The 15869-nt window shown below is 67.6% G+C and carries 18 protein-coding genes; 9 read left to right on the top strand and 9 right to left on the bottom strand.

Annotation, left to right across the window (positions count from 1 at the left end):
- Nucleotides 1–20: 20 nt before the first annotated feature.
- Nucleotides 21–764, bottom strand: coding sequence for a 16S rRNA (uracil(1498)-N(3))-methyltransferase (locus tag JOZ79_RS11205; protein ID WP_294074144.1), 744 nt, complete (start codon nt 762–764; stop codon nt 21–23).
- A gap of 70 nt (nt 765–834) precedes the next feature.
- On the opposite strand from JOZ79_RS11205, the gene JOZ79_RS11200 reads away from it, so the two are divergent.
- Genes JOZ79_RS11200 through JOZ79_RS11190 form a run of 3 tightly spaced genes read left to right on the top strand, consistent with a single transcriptional unit; the run spans nt 835 to nt 3518 of the window.
- A complete protein-coding gene (locus JOZ79_RS11200; protein ID WP_294074142.1) occupies nt 835–1209 on the top strand; it encodes a cupredoxin domain-containing protein in 375 nt (124 codons plus the stop codon).
- 19 nt (nt 1210–1228) lie between these two features.
- Complete coding sequence (gene ubiA, locus JOZ79_RS11195; RefSeq protein ID WP_294074140.1) at nt 1229–2161, top strand: 4-hydroxybenzoate octaprenyltransferase; 933 nt, start codon at nt 1229–1231, stop codon at nt 2159–2161.
- A 10-nt stretch (nt 2162–2171) separates the two neighbouring features.
- Nucleotides 2172–3518, top strand: coding sequence for a TldD/PmbA family protein (locus JOZ79_RS11190; protein ID WP_294074138.1), 1347 nt, complete (start codon nt 2172–2174; stop codon nt 3516–3518).
- A 4-nt stretch (nt 3519–3522) separates the two neighbouring features.
- Here the strand turns inward: JOZ79_RS11190 and JOZ79_RS11185 are convergent, their stop codons facing one another.
- The gene (locus JOZ79_RS11185; protein WP_294074136.1) at nt 3523–3957 is read right to left on the bottom strand and encodes a CoA-binding protein; all 435 of its coding nucleotides are present in this window, start codon (nt 3955–3957) and stop codon (nt 3523–3525) included.
- A gap of 6 nt (nt 3958–3963) precedes the next feature.
- The gene (locus JOZ79_RS11180; protein ID WP_294074134.1) at nt 3964–4908 is read right to left on the bottom strand and encodes an Mrp/NBP35 family ATP-binding protein; all 945 of its coding nucleotides are present in this window, start codon (nt 4906–4908) and stop codon (nt 3964–3966) included.
- Nucleotides 4909–4994: 86 nt separating this feature from the next.
- Here JOZ79_RS11180 and hflK point away from each other — a divergent pair, with 86 nt between their 5' ends.
- From hflK to JOZ79_RS11155, 5 genes are all read left to right on the top strand, one after another.
- Nucleotides 4995–6101, top strand: a complete 1107-nt coding sequence (gene hflK / locus JOZ79_RS11175; protein ID WP_294074132.1) for an FtsH protease activity modulator HflK — start codon at nt 4995–4997, stop codon at nt 6099–6101.
- A complete protein-coding gene (locus JOZ79_RS11170; RefSeq protein WP_294074130.1) occupies nt 6098–6970 on the top strand; it encodes a protease modulator HflC in 873 nt (290 codons plus the stop codon). Before hflK ends, JOZ79_RS11170 begins: the two co-directional genes overlap by 4 nt.
- 75 nt (nt 6971–7045) lie before the next feature.
- The gene (locus JOZ79_RS11165; RefSeq protein ID WP_294074128.1) at nt 7046–8626 is read left to right on the top strand and encodes a Do family serine endopeptidase; all 1581 of its coding nucleotides are present in this window, start codon (nt 7046–7048) and stop codon (nt 8624–8626) included.
- 159 nt (nt 8627–8785) lie between these two features.
- Nucleotides 8786–9187: a nuclear transport factor 2 family protein gene (locus JOZ79_RS11160; protein ID WP_294074126.1), complete on the top strand. Its 402-nt coding sequence runs from the start codon at nt 8786–8788 to the stop codon at nt 9185–9187.
- 14 nt (nt 9188–9201) lie between these two features.
- Nucleotides 9202–11244, top strand: coding sequence for an oligopeptide transporter, OPT family (locus JOZ79_RS11155; RefSeq protein ID WP_294074124.1), 2043 nt, complete (start codon nt 9202–9204; stop codon nt 11242–11244).
- Here JOZ79_RS11155 and queF read toward each other — a convergent pair whose 3' ends face one another.
- Entirely contained in the window at nt 11245–11691 is a 447-nt protein-coding gene (queF, locus tag JOZ79_RS11150; protein WP_294074122.1) for a preQ(1) synthase, read from the bottom strand.
- A gap of 49 nt (nt 11692–11740) precedes the next feature.
- Here queF and sseA point away from each other — a divergent pair, with 49 nt between their 5' ends.
- On the top strand, nt 11741–12574 hold the full coding sequence (gene sseA / locus JOZ79_RS11145) for a 3-mercaptopyruvate sulfurtransferase (RefSeq protein ID WP_294074120.1): 834 nt from the start codon (nt 11741–11743) through the stop codon (nt 12572–12574).
- 3 nt (nt 12575–12577) lie between these two features.
- Here the strand turns inward: sseA and JOZ79_RS11140 are convergent, their stop codons facing one another.
- From JOZ79_RS11140 to JOZ79_RS11120, 5 genes are all read right to left on the bottom strand, one after another.
- A complete protein-coding gene (locus JOZ79_RS11140) occupies nt 12578–12934 on the bottom strand; it encodes a hypothetical protein (RefSeq protein WP_294074118.1) in 357 nt (118 codons plus the stop codon).
- Between the two features lie 58 nt (nt 12935–12992).
- A complete protein-coding gene (locus tag JOZ79_RS11135) occupies nt 12993–13544 on the bottom strand; it encodes a winged helix-turn-helix domain-containing protein (protein WP_294074116.1) in 552 nt (183 codons plus the stop codon).
- A 57-nt stretch (nt 13545–13601) separates the two neighbouring features.
- On the bottom strand, nt 13602–14009 hold the full coding sequence (locus JOZ79_RS11130; RefSeq protein ID WP_294074114.1) for a DUF3035 domain-containing protein: 408 nt from the start codon (nt 14007–14009) through the stop codon (nt 13602–13604).
- Nucleotides 14002–14502, bottom strand: a complete 501-nt coding sequence (gene lspA, locus JOZ79_RS11125; RefSeq protein WP_294074173.1) for a signal peptidase II — start codon at nt 14500–14502, stop codon at nt 14002–14004. The genes JOZ79_RS11130 and lspA overlap by 8 nt, the downstream gene beginning before the upstream one ends.
- A 159-nt stretch (nt 14503–14661) precedes the next feature.
- Nucleotides 14662–15869, bottom strand: a 1208-nt coding sequence (locus JOZ79_RS11120) for a class I tRNA ligase family protein (RefSeq protein WP_294074112.1), incomplete at its 5' end; no start/stop codon positions are given.

The following is a 15869-nucleotide window of genomic DNA, read 5'->3' as shown; positions in this document are numbered from 1 at the left end:
GCCGTAGCCGCGCCGCGCGGTCAGCGCCAGTCGCCGGTTACAGCCATGTAAACAGCAACCGCGGCGAGCGCCGCCGTCTCGGCACGCAGGATTCGTGGGCCGAGGGAGACGGGGACGGCGTTGGCCGCAGTGCGGATCGCGGTGCGCTCGCTGTCGGTGAAGCCCCCCTCGGGGCCGGTCAGGATCAGCGCCGGGCCGGCTTTGAATGCCGTCGCCGCCGGCTCACCGTCGCGGATCTCGTCCGCGAAGTAGAGCGTTCGCGCCACATCGCGGGCGGCGAGGAAGCGCTGCAGCGGTTGCGGCTCGGCAATGCCCGGGAGCAGCGTACGGCCACATTGCTCGGCGGCTTCGGTCGCGATGGCTTCGAGCCGGTCGAGGCGGACACGCTCGGCGACAGTCCGCTCCGTCATCACGGGCAACAACCGAGCGACGCCGAGCTCGGTCGCCTTCTCGACCAGCCAGTCGGTCTGCGCCCGTTTGACCGGCGCAAAGGCCAGCCACACGTCCGGGATGCTCTCGGCCTCGCGGGTGCGGCGCTCGACCGTAAGCGTCATCCGCTTCTTGCCGGCCTCAGCGACCCGGGCGAGCCATTCGCCGGATGCGCCATCGAACAGCAGGAGCTCGGCGGCCTCGCCCATCCGAAGCACGTTGCCGAGATAATTGGCCTGCCTTGCGTCGAGCTCGATGGCGGCGCCCTCGCCCAGCGGCGGGCGGACGAACAGGCGCGGCAGGCTTTTCGGCGGCCAGGCAGGGGTTGCGGGCATCGCACGGGCTTAGGCGTTCCCCCCGATCTCTGCTATGGTGTATACTGTCCGCCAGGAATCGAGGTGGCCCATGCGCCCACTCTCTGCATTGCTCGTGATCGTTGCGATCGCGAGTCCGCTCGCCGCCCAGCCCGCGACCCGGGTCGTCGAAATGTCCAACTTCAAGTTCGCGCCGGCTCAACTCGAGTTGCGGGCGAACACGCCCGTCGTGCTGCAGCTCAGAAACGATTCGTCCGGCGGCCACAGCTTAACCGCTCCCGAGTTCTTCGCCGCTTCGCGCGTCGATCCCGGTTCGGCTCGCTACGTCCAGGCCGGCCGGGTCGAAGTTCCGGGCCACCAGGCGGTGACTCTCTCACTGACCCCCGCGGCCGGGCAATATCCGCTGAAGTGCAGCCACACGCTCCATTCCGTCTTTGGGATGAAAGGCATCATCGTCGTTCGCTGAGGGTCCCGCTTTTGCGGGAATGACGGTAGGGCGAAGCGTGACCGCCTCCGCCGACATTGTTCCCGACAGCGAGCGCGTAGGCCTCATCGGCGCATTGCCGCCGCGATTGCGGCCGTTTGCGTCGCTGATGCGGCTCGATCGGCCGATCGGGAGCTGGCTGCTCTACTGGCCATGCGCGTGGAGCGTTGCGCTTGCGGGCGTCGGCGGGCGATGGGGCCTGTTCCTGTGGCTGGGCCTCGGCGCATTCGCGATGCGAAGCGCAGGGTGCGTTTACAACGACATCGTCGACCGGGATCTCGACCGGAAGGTGGAGCGGACGCGGTTGCGACCGCTGGCAAGCGGGCGCGCATCGATCGAATCCGCGTGGTTGCTGATCGCCGGCCTGTGCCTGATCGGACTGATCGTCCTGCTGCAACTCAACCTGACGGCCGCGATCGTCGCCGCCGTCAGCGTCGCACCGGTCGCCGCTTACCCTTTCATGAAACGGATCACGTGGTGGCCGCAGGCGTGGCTCGGGCTGGTCTTTTCGTGGGGAGCACTCGTGGGCTGGCCGGCCGTGACGGGGAGCCTGGCCTGGACTGCGCTGCTGCTCTGGTTCGGCAGCATCGCCTGGGTGGTCGGCTACGACACACTCTATGCGATCCAGGATATCGAGGACGACGCGCTGGTCGGCGTCAAGTCATCGGCGCGGCGGATGGGCGACAAGGCGGTGCTCGGCGTCGGACTGTTCTACGCTGCCGCACTGCTGCTCTGGGGAGCGACGATCTGGTCGGTGAGGCCCGACTGGCTGGCGGTCGCAACGCTTGTGCCGGCGGCGCTCCATCTGGCGAACCAGGCCCTTCGAGCGGACCCGGCGGACGGCGCGCTGGCGCTCAAGCTGTTCCGGTCGAACCGGACCTGCGGATTCCTCGTCTTCCTCGCGATGCTGGTCGTCGGCCTCTCCTCGCGCTAGCAGCTGCGCGATGCTGGACCCCGACCGCGCCCGCGCCATTGCCGAGTCGCTCGTGCAGCGGGGGCTCGACGCAGGCGCAAGCGCCGCCGATGCAGTCTATGTCGGCGGGGAATCCACCAGCGTCGACGTTCGGCTCGGCAAGCTCGAAGGCGTCGACCGTTCCGAAGGCGAGCAGATGGGTTTGCGGCTGTTCGCCGACCAGCGTTCCGCGACCGTGGCCTCTTCCGACCTGTCGGAGGACACGCTGGCCACGCTGGTCGAGCGCTGCCTCGCCATGGCTCGGGAGGCGCCGGAAGATCCCTATGCCGGGCTTGCGCCGAAGGAGATGCTGGAACGGCGGCGCGCGCCGTTCATCGACGGAGCGGACACGACCGATCCGGGGCCGGCGCGCCTCAAGGCGCTGGCGCTGGAGGCGGAGGCGGCGGCGCTCGCCATCGCCGGCGTGACCAATTCGAGCGGCGCGGACGCGAGTACGTCTGCAACCATCCTTGCCCTGGCGACGTCGAGTGGGTTCGCGGGCGCCTATCGGACCACGAGCTACAGTTGCTCGGCGTCCGCGATCGCCGGCGAAGGATCGGGCATGCAGCGCGATCACGAGTGGCACGGCGCACGGCATTTCGAGGACGTCGAAAGCGCTCGCGAGATCGGACGTCGCGCGGGAGAGCGGGCGGTGGCGCGGCTGAACCCGGCGCGGCCGCGGCCCGGACGCTATCCGGTCCTGTTCGACCCGCGCGTGTCGGCATCGCTGCTCGGCCATTTCGCATCGGCGATCAACGCGCAGTCGGTGGCGCGCAAGACGAGCTTCCTGCAGGACCGGCTGAACGGCCAGGTTTTCGGGCGCGGGGTCACGATCGTCGACGATCCGCTGCGCCCGCGCGGCCTGCGCTCCCGGCCGTTCGACGACGAGGGCGTCCGCGTCGAGCGGCGCGAGCTGGTGGCGGACGGCGCGCTCACCGGGTGGATCGCGGAAAGCGCGTCGGCCCGGCAGCTCGCAATCGCGCCGACCGGGCACGCGGTGCGCTCGGCGGGCGGAGCGCCGGGTGCCGCGCCCAGCAACCTCTGGATGCAGGCCGGCCAACGCAGCCGAGCGGACCTTTTGGCGGCATTCCCCGAAGCCGTACTGATCGTCGAGCTGATCGGCCAGGGCGTCAACGGAGTCACTGGCGACTATAGCCGCGGCGCGGTCGGCTTCATGGTGCGCGGCGGCGAGATCGCCGAGCCCGTGTCCGAGATCACGATCGCGTCGAACCTCGTCGACATGTTCGCGACGCTGGAGCCCGGGTCCGACCTGCAACTGAGGCGCGGCATGGACGCGCCGACGATCCTGGTGCCGGAGATGACGGTGGGCGCCGCCTAGGCCGCTAACGCTGCTGCACCGGCGGCAGACGAAGCCGCACGATTTCGATCTTCGGGCAGCGGTCCATGACGACTTTCAGTCCAGAAGCTTCGGCGCGGGCTGCCGCTTCTTCGTTGATCACGCCAAGCTGCATCCACACCGCCTTGGCGCCGACGAAAATGGCAGCGTCGACCGCTTCGCCGGCCGCCTCCGGGCGGCGGAAGATATCGACGATGTCGATCGGCTCACCGATCTGGGCGAGCTCGGTCCAGACGAACTCGCCGTGGATGCGCTCGCCTGGGATCTGCGGGTTGACGAGCAAGACCCGGTAACCGTGGTCCTGGAGAAAGCGCATGACGCCGTAGGAAGCGCGATCGGGGCGGTCGGACGCTCCGACCATGGCAATGGTGCGGGAATTGGCCAGCAGGTCGGCGATATCCTCGTCACGGGTCAGCGGCATGACGGCTCAATGCCCGACGGCGGCCAACAGTTTCGCGGCGATGGCGGCGAAGGCTTCAGCGTCGGGACCATCCGAGGCCGCCGGCGGAGTGCCGGCGTCGGAGGCTTCGCGGATCGCGAGCGAGAGCGGCAGGCGGCCGAGGAACGGGATCCCGAGCTCGGCGGCCGCCGTTTCCGCGCCACCGGTGCCGAAGGGGTGCGAGGCCTCGCCGCAGTGCGGGCAGGTGTAAGTCGCCATGTTCTCGACCAGGCCAAGGACGGGCACGCTCATCTTGTTGAACAGGTCGACGGCGCGGCGGGCGTCGATCAGCGACAGGTCCTGCGGCGTCGAGACGATGACCGCTCCCGCGGGCCGCGATTTCTGGATCAGCGACAATTGCACGTCGCCGGTGCCCGGCGGCATGTCGACGACGAGGATCTCGGTGTCGCCCCAGTCGGCGTCCATCAGTTTCGCCAGTGCGCCCGTGGCCATCGGACCGCGCCACGCCAGCGCGTGACCCGGCGACACGAGGTGGCCGAGCGAAAGAAAGCGGAGACCGTGGGCCTCGACCGGGATCAGCTTCTCGTCGGCCGCGGTCGGTCGCTCAGACGTGCCAAGCAAAGTCGGCTGCGACGGGCCATAGACGTCAGCGTCGACCAGTCCGACCTTCCGTCCGGAGCGAGCGATGGCGATGGCGAGGTTGGCAGCGACCGTGGACTTGCCGACGCCGCCCTTGCCGCTGCCGACGGCGACGATCGTCCGGCTCGGCTCCGCGGCCGTGATGGCGACTCGCGCTTCGGAAACGCCCGCCAGTGCGAGAACGGCGGAGCGGAGCTCGTCCTCCAGTGCAGCGGCTTCCGATTTCGACAGTCCACTGGCATCGGCGATGATCGTCGCGACGCCGTCCTTCAGGCGGCGGGAGCGGATTCGGTCGGCGTGCGGAAGCGAAGTCAGGATATCGGGATCGGCCATGCCGGGCAGATAGGGAGCGTGAGCCTGCTTGCCACTGGTTTTCGCCCCACTGTTTTTCGCCGAGCGCCGTTCCTATACTGGCCGCCATGACCATCACTTCCGGCCTGGGCGCCCGCGTCCGTGGCCTCTTCGTCGACAGCAAGGGTCCCTGGGGAACGAGCGGCGGCTCGGCCGGGGATACCGAGGATCGTCCTCCCGAGACCGGAGACAGCGCGCCGGGCAATGGCCCGGATGGCGCCCCGGGTCCCTGGGGCGGACCGTCGCGACGCCGCCGCTCGCCGATATCGGGCTCGGCCGGCAATGCCTCGCTCGAGGACATCCTGCGACGCGGGCGAGCGCGGTTCGGCGGCAACCTGCCCGGCAGCGACCGGTCATGGGTGCTGTGGGCGCTGGTGGCGGTTCTCTGCCTGTGGCTGCTGCTGACCTCGATGCATTCGATCGCGCCTGGCGAGCGGGGCGTCGTGACCCGGTTCGGCCGCTACAGCTCGACCCTCAGCCCGGGCGTCGGGCTCACCCTCCCCTCGCCGATCGACCGCGTGGCCAAGGTCGATGTCGCGAGCATCCGCAGCGTCGACCTCGGCTCCGAGGGCTCGAGCGACCTGATGCTGACCGGCGACCAGAACCTCATCGATCTCGCTTATTCGGTCCGCTGGAACATCCACACGCCTGAACTCTACCTGTTCCAGCTCGCCCAGCCGGACGACACGATCAAGGAAGTGGCGGAGAGCGCGATGCGGGCGGCGATCAGCCAGGTCACGCTCAACGAAGCGATGGGCGACAAGCGCGCCGACATCGAGGCGCGGGTCCAGGAGACCATGCAGAAGATCCTCGATTCCTATCATTCCGGCATTGAGATCCAGGGCATTGCCATCAAGCAGGCCGATCCGCCCGATCCGGTCAACGACGCCTTCAAGAAGGTCACGGCCGCGCAGCAGCAGGCGCAGTCCTTCATCAACAGCGCCAATGCCTATTCGCTGCAGCTTCGCCAGAAGGCGCAGGGCGACGCCACGGCGTTCGACAAGGTCTATGAACAGTACAAGCTCGCGCCCGACGTCACTCGCCGCCGCATGTACTACGAGACGATGGAGCAGGTGCTCTCGAAGGTCGACAAGACGATCGTCGAGGCGCCGGGGGTGACGCCATACCTGCCGTTGCCGCAGGTCCAGAAGTCGCAGCGGGAGCCCGCCCAGTGAGCTTCGTCCGAACCCATCCGCTCGCGACCGGGCTGATCGCGCTCTGCCTCGCGATCCTTGTCATGACGAGCTTCCCGATCATTCCGGAAACCAAGCAGGCGGTGGTCGTTCGCTTCGGCAAGCCGGTCGCGGTGTTCAACCAGTATAAAGCCGGGAGGCCGATCGGCGCGGCCGGGGCCGGCATCAATTTCCGGATTCCGTTCGTCGACGAGCTGGTGTGGATCGACAAGCGGGTGCTGGACGTCGACATGGCGCCCCAGCAGGTGCTCTCGACCGACCAGCGGCGGCTGCAGGTCGACGCCTTCGCGCGCTACCGGATCGTCGATCCGTTGCTCATGTACATCAGCTCGACGACCGAGGAGAACCTGCAGAGCCAGCTTCGGATCATTCTCGGCTCGGAAGTTCGCAACGAGCTCGCCAAGCAGGAGTTTGCCGCCTTGCTGTCTCCGGAGCGGCAGGGCGTGATGAACGACGTCCGCACGGCCCTGAACGCCAAGGCTGCGGAGTTCGGGGTCCAGATCCTCGACGTCCGGATCAAGAAGACCGACCTGCCCGACGGAGCGCCGCTCGACGCGGCGTTCGACCGGATGCGGACCGCTCGCGACCAGGAGGCGCGCTCGATCCTCGCACAGGGCATGAAGCAGGCGCAGATCATCCAGGCCGAAGCCGACGCGGAAGCCGCCAAGACCTATGCCGCGAGCTTCGGCAAGGACCCCCAATTCTACGACTTCTACCGGGCGATGCAGAGCTATCGCACGACCTTCATCGGTGATGACGGCTCCAAGCCGTCGGCCCCGACCACGGTCGTATTGTCGCCGAACGACGATTACCTCAGGCAATTCGCGGGGCGGGCACCTGCGGCGAAGTGAACCCGGACGTTCAATCCGCGTTCAGCCCGCGGGGACATTACCACCTTGCACAAGACGCATATTGATGGAGTATCGATGATCTCGAAGGAGTCCGGAACGGTGCGCTACGCTTATGGGGTCGCAATGGCCCTGTTGCTTGGAGGAACGGCTTTCTCGCTCGCCACGGGCGAGGCCGGCGCACAAGTGCCCCAGAACGCGCCGAACATGCTGGTTCCCCGGCCCGGCGCGCCGATGTCCTTCGCGGACCTCGTCGCCCGGCTGCAACCGGCGGTCGTCAACATTTCGACCAAGCAGCGCGTGCCCGTGAAATCGCAGCAGGACCCGTTCCAGGAGTTCTTCCGGCAGTTCGGCAACCCGGTCGGCCCCGGCGACGACAGCGGCGGCGGCGATAGCGGCGGCGGCGGCGGCGGAGCGCAGGGACGGACCCGGGAGGCCGGCTCGCTGGGCTCGGGCTTCGTCATTTCGCCCGACGGCTACATCGTAACCAACAACCACCTCGTCGCCGGCCTCACCGGCACGGGCGTCGTCGATCAGGTCACGGTGACGACCACCGACGGCAAGGAATATCCCGCGCGGATCGTCGGCCGCGACGACACCTCCGACCTCGCGCTCTTGAAGATCGACGGTCACAGCCTGCCCTTCGTCCAGTGGGGCGACAGCACCAAGGCGCGGGTCGGCGACTGGATCATCGCGATCGGCGAGCCCTACGGCTTCGGCGGCACCGTGACGGCCGGCATCATCTCGGCGCTTCATCGCGGCGTCGGCAGCAACAGCGCGTACGACCGCTACATCCAGACCGACGCGGCCATCAACATGGGCAATAGCGGCGGCCCGATGTTCGACCTCAACGGCAACGTCATCGGCATCAATTCGGCACTGATTTCGCCAACCGGAGCGTCGGTCGGCATCGGCCTCGCCATCCCCGCCGAGCTTGCCCGGCCGGTGATCGAATCGCTGATGCGCGGGCAGCGGCCGCAGCGCGGCTATCTCGGCGTCGGACTGCAGTCGCTCGACGACGATTCGATTGCCGGAGCGCTCGGGATCGCCAAGAACAGCGGCGAGCTGGTGCGGTCGGTCGTCCCAGGCGGTCCAGCCGCTCGCGGCGGCCTGCAGCAGGGCGATGTCATTATTGGCGTCAACGGCCATCGTGTCAGCCAGGACGAATCGGTCTCCTATCTCGTTGCCAACACCACGGTCGGTTCCCGCGTCCCGCTGGAGGTCGTCCGTGGCGGGCGGCACCAGATGGTCTATGTCACGGTCGCGGACCGTCCGACCGAAGAAGCGCTGTCGAAGCTGAACGGCACCGGCGGCGTCGACCAGGGCACGACCGGCACCGGTCCGGCCAGCCCCGCACAGAAGGCGCTCGGCCTGTCGCTGGCGCCACTGACGCCGGAGCTTGCCCGCGGCGCCAACCTGCCGGCGGCTGCCCATGGAGTCATCGTCACGGCGGTCGACCCCAATAGCGATGCGGCGGACGAGGGTCTGCAGCGCGGCGATCTCCTGCTCTCGGTCAACGGCGTCCAGGTGACCACTCCGGCACAGGTGATCGCGACGGTCAACGCGGCGCGCCAGGGTGGCCGCCCGAGCGTTCTCCTGCTCGTCAAGCGCGGCACCGCGCCCGAGGGCTTCGTCGGCGTCGACATCAGCGGCCACTAGCCCCGGACATCGCCCGGCTGGTGCAAAAGCCGGCCACGCTTGCACTTGCGCTTGTGCGCGCTGTCGGCAAAGTGGCCGCGGCAGCTGAGGGGACGCGTGTGGTCGATGCGGCGGTAGTTTCTGGCGTTGAGTTCGGGGCGATCCCAGGGGACGTACCACGTGGCCGCTGACAATCGGAAATTGTACGACGAGCTCGAGCGCGAATGGCGCGACGCTTTGTGCAAGAAGGACATGGAACGGCTGCGCGGGATGATGCACGAGCGCTTCCTGCTCATTGGCTCCAAGTCGACCGGTCCGTTCACCATGACCCGCGACGAGTGGCTGGAAGGCATCAAGCAGCGCGACGTGGACTCGATCGAGGTCGAGGTCAGCGACGCCACGGTCCTTGACCAGGTTCTCATCGGAACGGTCCAGGCGCGCTGGAAGATCAAATATCTCAACCGGCTGATCGAGGACTGCGTGCTGCTCACCGACGTCTGGGTGCTGGACGGGGGGCGCTGGCAGGTGATTCGTCGCCACTCGACGCCGGTGCCGACGAACGCGACCGAACGCCGAAGCTGAACAGGGGGAAGACCATGGCAACATCGGCGGACGGACGCGCGGGCGGCGCCCTCAAGGAACTAACGCTTCGGGGCATCATCCTCGGGGCACTGATCACCGTCATCTTCACCGCTGCCAACGTCTACCTTGGCCTCAAGATCGGGATCACCTTCGCGACGTCGATCCCGGCGGCCGTCATTTCGATGGCGGTGCTGAAAGCCTTCCGCGATTCGACCATCCAGGAAAACAACATCGTCCAGACGATCGCATCGGCGGCGGGGACGCTGTCGGCGATCATCTTCGTGCTCCCCGGCCTGGTGATGGTGGGGTGGTGGACGGGCTTCCCCTACTGGCTGTCGGTCGCCGTCATCGGGATCGGCGGCATCCTCGGCGTCATGTATTCGGTGCCGCTCAGGCGTGCGCTGGTCACCGGGACCGACCTGCCCTATCCCGAGGGGGTCGCCGCGGCCGAGGTCCTGAAGGTCGGCGCGGGCGTTGGCGGCGCCGAGGAGAACAAGCGCGGGCTGGTGCTGATCGCCGGCTCGACGATCGTCTCGGCACTCTACTTCATCCTCGCCAAGACGCGCCTGATCACGGACGCCGCGGCAAAGACCTTCAAGGTCGGCTCAGGCGCGTCCGCCGTTTCGGCGAACCTGTCCATGGCGCTGATCGGCGTTGGTCATCTGGTCGGCGTCGGCGTCGGCCTGGCGATGGTCGTCGGCATGGTCATCAGCTGGGCCTTCGTCGTGCCGCACTGGACTGCCGATCCCAGCTTCATCGCACAGGCCGGCGGCGACCTCGACAAGCTGATCGGCGCTGCGTTCAAGACGAAGGCGCGGATGATGGGCGCGGGGACCATCGGCATCGCCGCCATCTGGACCCTGTTGCGCATCATCGGCCCGATCGTTGCCGGCATTCGCGGCGCGCTGATCGCCAATCGTGAGCGGAAGGCCGGACGCGCCGACGAGCTGCCGATCACCGAGCGGGACATCCCGATCGGAATCGTCGCCGCGGTGATCCTCGTCTCGATGATCCCGATCGGGCTGCTGCTCTTCGCGTTCGGGAACACCGCGCCGATCGCCGCCAGCCCCGGCACCACGATCGTGCTCAGCATTCTCTACACGCTGATTGCCGGCGTCGTGATCGCGGCGGTTTGCGGCTACATGGCGGGGCTGATCGGGGCTTCGAACAGTCCGATCTCCGGCGTCGGCATCCTGTCGGTGCTCGGAATATCGCTGATCCTCGTCGCCCTGTTCCCTCACGAAGGCGGGGATGCGACCAAGGCGCTGGTCGCCTTCGCCTTGTTCGTCACTGCGATCATCTTCGGCGTCGCGACCATCTCCAACAACAACCTCCAGGACCTCAAGACCGGCCAGCTGGTCGACGCGACGCCGTGGCGTCAGCAGGTGGCGCTGGTGCTCGGAGTCGTCTTTGGTGCCCTCGTCATTCCGCCGATCCTCGACCTGCTCAACCGCGTCTTCACCTTCCAGGGCGCGCCGGGCGCCGGCCCGAACGCGCTCGCCGCGCCGCAGGCGGCAATCATCTCGACCATTGCCCAGGGGGTGCTCGGCGGGAATCTCGACTGGGGCCTGATCGGCCAGGGTGCGATCATCGGAATCGTCGCGGTCATCGTCGACGAAGTCCTGAAGAAGACATCCAACCGCCGCTTCTATCTGCCACCGCTGGCAATCGGCATGGGCATGTACCTGCCGATGGAAGCGGACCTGCTGATCCCGGTCGGCGCGCTGCTTGGCTGGTTCTACAACCGCTGGGCGCTGACGGCGCGAAGCCCCGCCTTCGCCGAGCGCATGGGCGTCCTCATGGCGACCGGCCTGATCGTCGGCGAGAGCCTGATGGGCGTGGTCTATGCCTTTGCCGTCGCCGCCGCCGAGAAGGCGGGATCGAAGGATAGCGCCAACGTGCTTGCGCTGATCCCCGCCTACGGATCGGTGATCGTGGTCAGCATCGTCGTGTTCGCCGCGGCGATCGGCGGGCTCTATGTCTGGACCAGGGGCCGGGCGTCGGTTGCTCCCTCGCCGGACGACGAGGCCGGAACGCCCGAACCGACCTACCGCTAGTCAGCCGCGGCCGCGGTAGGGCTGCACGCCCTGGTCCGGCAGCCATAGTCCGTCGGGCGGCGGACCGGATTGCCAGAAGACGTCGATCGGCATGCCGCCGCGCGGATACCAATAGCCGCCGATGCGCAGCCAGCGCGGCTTCATCTCGTCCACCAGGCGCTGGCCGATGCCGACCGTCACGTCCTCGTGGAAGCCGCAATGATTGCGGAAGGCGCCGAGGAACAACTTGAGGCTCTTGCTTTCGACGATGCTCTCGGCGGGCGCATAATCGATGACGAGATGGGCGAAGTCGGGCTGGCCGGTGACCGGGCAGAGCGAGGTGAACTCCGGCGCCGCGAAGCGGACGAGGTAGAGTACTCCGGACCGGGGATTGGGCACATAGTCGAGCCGCGCCTCTTCCGGTGATGCGGGGAGCGGACTCGGCTTGCCGAGATGGGTGGTCTCCATGGCGCGGCCGACTAGCAGTTGGAGCGCCGTAAGCCTATCCTCGCGACCTATGGACTCTCTGGTTTCAGCGGAATGGCTCGCCCAGCATCTCGGTGAGCCCGACCTCGTCGTCGTCGACGCCAGCTGGCACATGCCGGCGACGGGCCGGAACGGCCGCGAGGAATATCTCGCGGGGCATATCCCTGGAGCCCGGTTCCTCGATATCGACGCTTTGTCGGACACGGCCAATCCCGCGCCGCACATGCTGCCCGCCGCCGCCGAGTTCGGTCAGGCGATGGCCGAGCTCGGCATCGGGCGGTCCGACCGGATCGTCGTCTATGACAATTCGCCACTACGGACGGCGGCACGCGGCTGGTTCATGCTTCGGCACTTCGGGGCCGAGCGGGTCGCGATCCTCGACGGCGGCCTGCAATGCTGGAAGGCACAGGGGCGTCCGGTCGAAAGCGGCGAGCCGGAAGCGCGGACGGCGCGGTTTGATGCGGCGGAACGGGCCGGCGAAGTCCTTGCCAAGGCCAAGCTGATGGGCGGAGCGGATGCTCAGATCGTCGATGCCCGAAGCGCGGCGCGGTTCGAGGGCGGTGAAGCGGACCCGCGTCCCGGAGTCGCTGCCGGGCACATCCCGGGAGCGCGCAACATCCCCTATGCCACCGTCTACCGGGAGGACGGGCGGTTCAAGCCGGCGAGCGAGCTGGAGCGGCTGTTCGCGGAAGCCGGAGTCGATCCCCAGCAGCCGTTCATCGCCAGCTGCGGATCCGGCGTCACCGCCAATTCGCTGATCTTCGCGGCTCAGCTGCTCGGCAACCGAAAGGCGCGGCTGTACGACGGCAGCTGGAGCGAATGGGGCGCGGACCCGGCGACGCCGAAGGCGCTGGGACCGGCCTAGCGCCTAGACGAGGACGACGCGGGCGACCTCGGCAAGCTCACGGCGAATCTGGTCGGTCAGCGCCTGGCCGGCTTCGGTATTCGGCTCGCGGTCGGCCTGGCGTTCGGCGAGAAGCGCCTCGATACCGGCCGCGGCCGCGTTCACCATCTGCTCCGAGCGGCGGCCGAACCAGCGGCGGCGTGCTTCTCCGGCCGCATCCCAGGCATCGGCGACCTCGTCGTCGGACGGGTCGGAGGCAGGGCCGTGGCCGAACGGCTCGACCAGCCGGATCGCGTGCCGGACCGCCGACAGCCGCGAGACGGCTTCGTCATAGGGGCGGTTGGCCGACTCGGCGGCATCGAGCGGGAGCAGGTGGAGCATGGCCGCTGGCTACCGCCCGCACGGCTAAGAAAAGGTGAATCCGGCGTTGAGCCTCGGCTCAGGCGCCGCCGCCGGCATCGATGTCGCGAAGGATCCAGCCGCGCTGCGGGATGGTCTCGATAAACTCGGCGCCGCTCGAGGCATTGCGGAGCTTCTTGCGCAGCTTGGAAATGAAGACGTCGATGATCTTGGGCTGCGGCTGGTCGTCAGCCCGGCGATAGAGATGCTTCAGGAGCATCTGCCGGGTGACGACATTGTTGCGGGCATAGGCGAGCAGCTCGAGAACCCGATATTCCATTTCGGTAATACCGATCGGATGGCCGTCGATGCGGATCAGCCGCTGCACCTGGTCGACGGCGAGGCGCCCGCCGCACAGGCTCGCCGGCATTTCGCCGCCGCTTGCCTTGATCGAGGCGAGCAGGCGCGAGGCCGTTTCGTCGCTGTCGTCGGAGCTGCCGGTGCCGGGCGAGCCGAGCAGCGCCTGCTGGATCTCGCCGAGCAACTGGTGCGCTTCCTCGACCAGTCGGGTTCCCTCTTCAAACCGGCGCCGGGACCGGTCCAGCATCGATTCGATATCGACGAGGCGGGCGGACAGGTTGGGTTCGGTCATCGTCGGTCTTGCACCCCCCGGTGTTTCGTTGGCCGGTATCTGATTGGCGCCGTGTCGCTACTGCCCGGCCTGGGCGGAGGCGATGTTGCTGTTGCTTGCCGGCGCCGACAGGATCTGGACGGTCGTCGGTCCCTTGTCGACGACGCGGGTGGTTGGGTCGCCAACGGTCGAGCGGATGCCGAGCGAGGCGGAGTCGCGGTCGGCCGCATCGAGCATGCTGGTTTCCGCCGTGCTGCGCGGCGAAGCGCCGCCGAATAGCGCGTCGATCGCCTGCTGCTGCGCATCGCTCGGCGAGAGGGCGGCGGTGCCGGCGACCGGCGGGGTCAGGTTGAAGTCCGGCGGGATGACCAGCGGCGCGTTGCGCTGGACCGCGAACTCGTCGGGTGTCGACGGCCCGCGATGCGCGCACCCCGCAATGGCGATGGCGGCTGCGGCCATCAGGACGGCGGTGAAGGCTCTACGCATGTTCGACAGTCTCCTCTGGACGATCCTTACGGCTCAGCAGCGCGTGCAGCAACAGGATCACGACCCCGATGCTAATCGCCGCATCGCCGACGTTGAAGACCAAAAAGGGCCTGAACTCGCCGAAATGCAGGTCCGCGAAGTCGACGACATAGCCGAAGCGCACCCGGTCGAAAATGTTGCCGAGCGCTCCGCCGAGCACCATTCCCAGCGCAACCTGGTCGGTGCGGTTCCTTTCGCGCGTGATCCAGACAGCGACGGCGACGGCGATGGCGGCGGTCATCGCGACCAGCATCCAGCGGCCGACCGGGGTCGCCGCGTTGAGAAGGCCGAGCGAAATCCCCTGGTTCTCGGTGTAGGTGAAGTTGAAGATCGGCAACAGCACGCGCTGCGCGCCAAGGTAGTTGAGGGCGAGCGGACCGGTGACGATCCACTTCACGAGCTGGTCGATGAAGAACACGAGCGCGGCGACCGCGAAACCGATGCGGACCTTCATCGATGAATGGCCCGGAAAGTCGCAAAGGTCGTCCTCATCGCGCACGCGAGGCCTCGGGGGCCACCTGTCGAGTTGATGGAAATGGTTGCGCTCCGTTGGTGGATGGCGGCGGTCATCGGGCGACCTTGCGCGGGTGTGCGGCTGTAGGACAGCGAAAGCTCAGCCATTGACGACCTCGTCGCAGCGATTGCAGAGGTCGCCGTCCTCGGTGACTTCCGGCAGGTGGCGCCAGCAGCGGCCGCATTTCCGGTTGGTGGTCTTGGCGACGGCGAGGTCGCCCTCGCGGACGGTCGAGGTGATGAACAGCTCCGCGAGAAAGGCGGGGTCGAGGTTGCTGGGGACGGTGACTTCCGCCTCGAGGCTCGAACCCAGAACCTTCTCGCGGCGGAGCGGCTCGATGGCTTCGGTGACTTGTTGCCGGAGGCTGCGGAGTTGGGACCACCGCTCCTCCATATCGTCATCCCCGCGAAGGCGGGGACCCAGGTTTTCTTGTTTGGCTGGGTTCCCGCGTCCGCGGGAATGACGAGTTAGGGGAAGTTCCGGCCACTCGAGCAGATGGACCGAGCCGCCGTCCGGATAACGGGTGCCCCAGACTTCCTCGGCTGTGAACACCAGCACCGGGGCGAGCCAGCGGACCAGGGCGTGGAACAGGGTGTCGAGGACGGTTCGATAGGCGCGCCGCTTCGGGTCCGAAGGCGCGTCGCAGTAGAGCGAGTCCTTGCGGATGTCGAAGTAGAAGGCCGACAAGTCCTCGTTGCAGAAGTCGCTGAGCGCGCGGACGTAGGTGTTGAAGTCGAAGTCGGCGACGGCCTGGCGGAGCTTGGCGTCCAGCGCGGCGAGAAGCGAGAGCATGTAGCGCTCCAGCTCCGGATAGCTCGCGACGTCGTCCAGCCGCTCCTCGTCCGTGAAGCCTTCGAGGGCGCCGAGCAGGTAACGGAAGGTATTGCGCAGCTTGCGATACTGGTCGGCGACGCCGGCGAGGATTTCCTTGCCGATGCGATGGTCCTCGGTGAAGTCGACGCTCAGCGCCCACAGGCGCAGGATGTCGGCGCCATAGTCCTTCATCAGGTCGATGGGGCTGATCGTGTTGCCCAGCGACTTGGACATCTTCATGCCCTTGGCGTCCATGGTGAAGCCGTGGGTGAGGACGGTGTCATAGGGCGCGCGTCCGCGGGTGCCGCAGCTTTCGAGAAGCGACGACTGGAACCAGCCGCGATGCTGGTCGGAGCCTTCGAGATAGAGGTCGGCGGGCCAGCGCTCGTCGGGCCAGTGGCCGCTTTCCAGCGTGAAGACGTGGGTGCACCCGCTGTCGAACCAGACGTCGAGAATGTCGGTGACCATCTCGTAGTCGTCGGGGTTGCGGTTCC

The sequence above is a fragment of the Sphingomonas sp. genome (assembly GCF_019242355.1).
GTDB lineage: Bacteria > Pseudomonadota > Alphaproteobacteria > Sphingomonadales > Sphingomonadaceae > Sphingomicrobium.
The sequence above is the reverse complement of the archived record's forward strand: the minus strand, read 5'-3'. Positions and strand labels throughout refer to the sequence as shown.

Bases quoted from the DNA above. Each gene is read 5' to 3' on its own strand.
- JOZ79_RS11205 (WP_294074144.1), bottom strand. From the start codon at position 764: ATGCCCGCAACCCCTGCCTGGCCGCCGAAAAGCCTGCCGCGCCTGTTC.
- JOZ79_RS11200 (WP_294074142.1), top strand. From the start codon at position 835: ATGCGCCCACTCTCTGCATTGCTCGTGATCGTTGCGATCGCGAGTCCG.
- ubiA (WP_294074140.1), top strand. From the start codon at position 1,229: ATGACGGTAGGGCGAAGCGTGACCGCCTCCGCCGACATTGTTCCCGAC.
- JOZ79_RS11190 (WP_294074138.1), top strand. From the start codon at position 2,172: ATGCTGGACCCCGACCGCGCCCGCGCCATTGCCGAGTCGCTCGTGCAG.
- JOZ79_RS11185 (WP_294074136.1), bottom strand. From the start codon at position 3,957: ATGCCGCTGACCCGTGACGAGGATATCGCCGACCTGCTGGCCAATTCC.
- JOZ79_RS11180 (WP_294074134.1), bottom strand. From the start codon at position 4,908: ATGGCCGATCCCGATATCCTGACTTCGCTTCCGCACGCCGACCGAATC.
- hflK (WP_294074132.1), top strand. From the start codon at position 4,995: ATGACCATCACTTCCGGCCTGGGCGCCCGCGTCCGTGGCCTCTTCGTC.
- JOZ79_RS11165 (WP_294074128.1), top strand. From the start codon at position 7,046: ATGATCTCGAAGGAGTCCGGAACGGTGCGCTACGCTTATGGGGTCGCA.
- JOZ79_RS11155 (WP_294074124.1), top strand. From the start codon at position 9,202: ATGGCAACATCGGCGGACGGACGCGCGGGCGGCGCCCTCAAGGAACTA.
- queF (WP_294074122.1), bottom strand. From the start codon at position 11,691: ATGGAGACCACCCATCTCGGCAAGCCGAGTCCGCTCCCCGCATCACCG.
- sseA (WP_294074120.1), top strand. From the start codon at position 11,741: ATGGACTCTCTGGTTTCAGCGGAATGGCTCGCCCAGCATCTCGGTGAG.
- JOZ79_RS11140 (WP_294074118.1), bottom strand. From the start codon at position 12,934: ATGCTCCACCTGCTCCCGCTCGATGCCGCCGAGTCGGCCAACCGCCCC.
- JOZ79_RS11135 (WP_294074116.1), bottom strand. From the start codon at position 13,544: ATGACCGAACCCAACCTGTCCGCCCGCCTCGTCGATATCGAATCGATG.
- JOZ79_RS11130 (WP_294074114.1), bottom strand. From the start codon at position 14,009: ATGCGTAGAGCCTTCACCGCCGTCCTGATGGCCGCAGCCGCCATCGCC.
- lspA (WP_294074173.1), bottom strand. From the start codon at position 14,502: ATGAAGGTCCGCATCGGTTTCGCGGTCGCCGCGCTCGTGTTCTTCATC.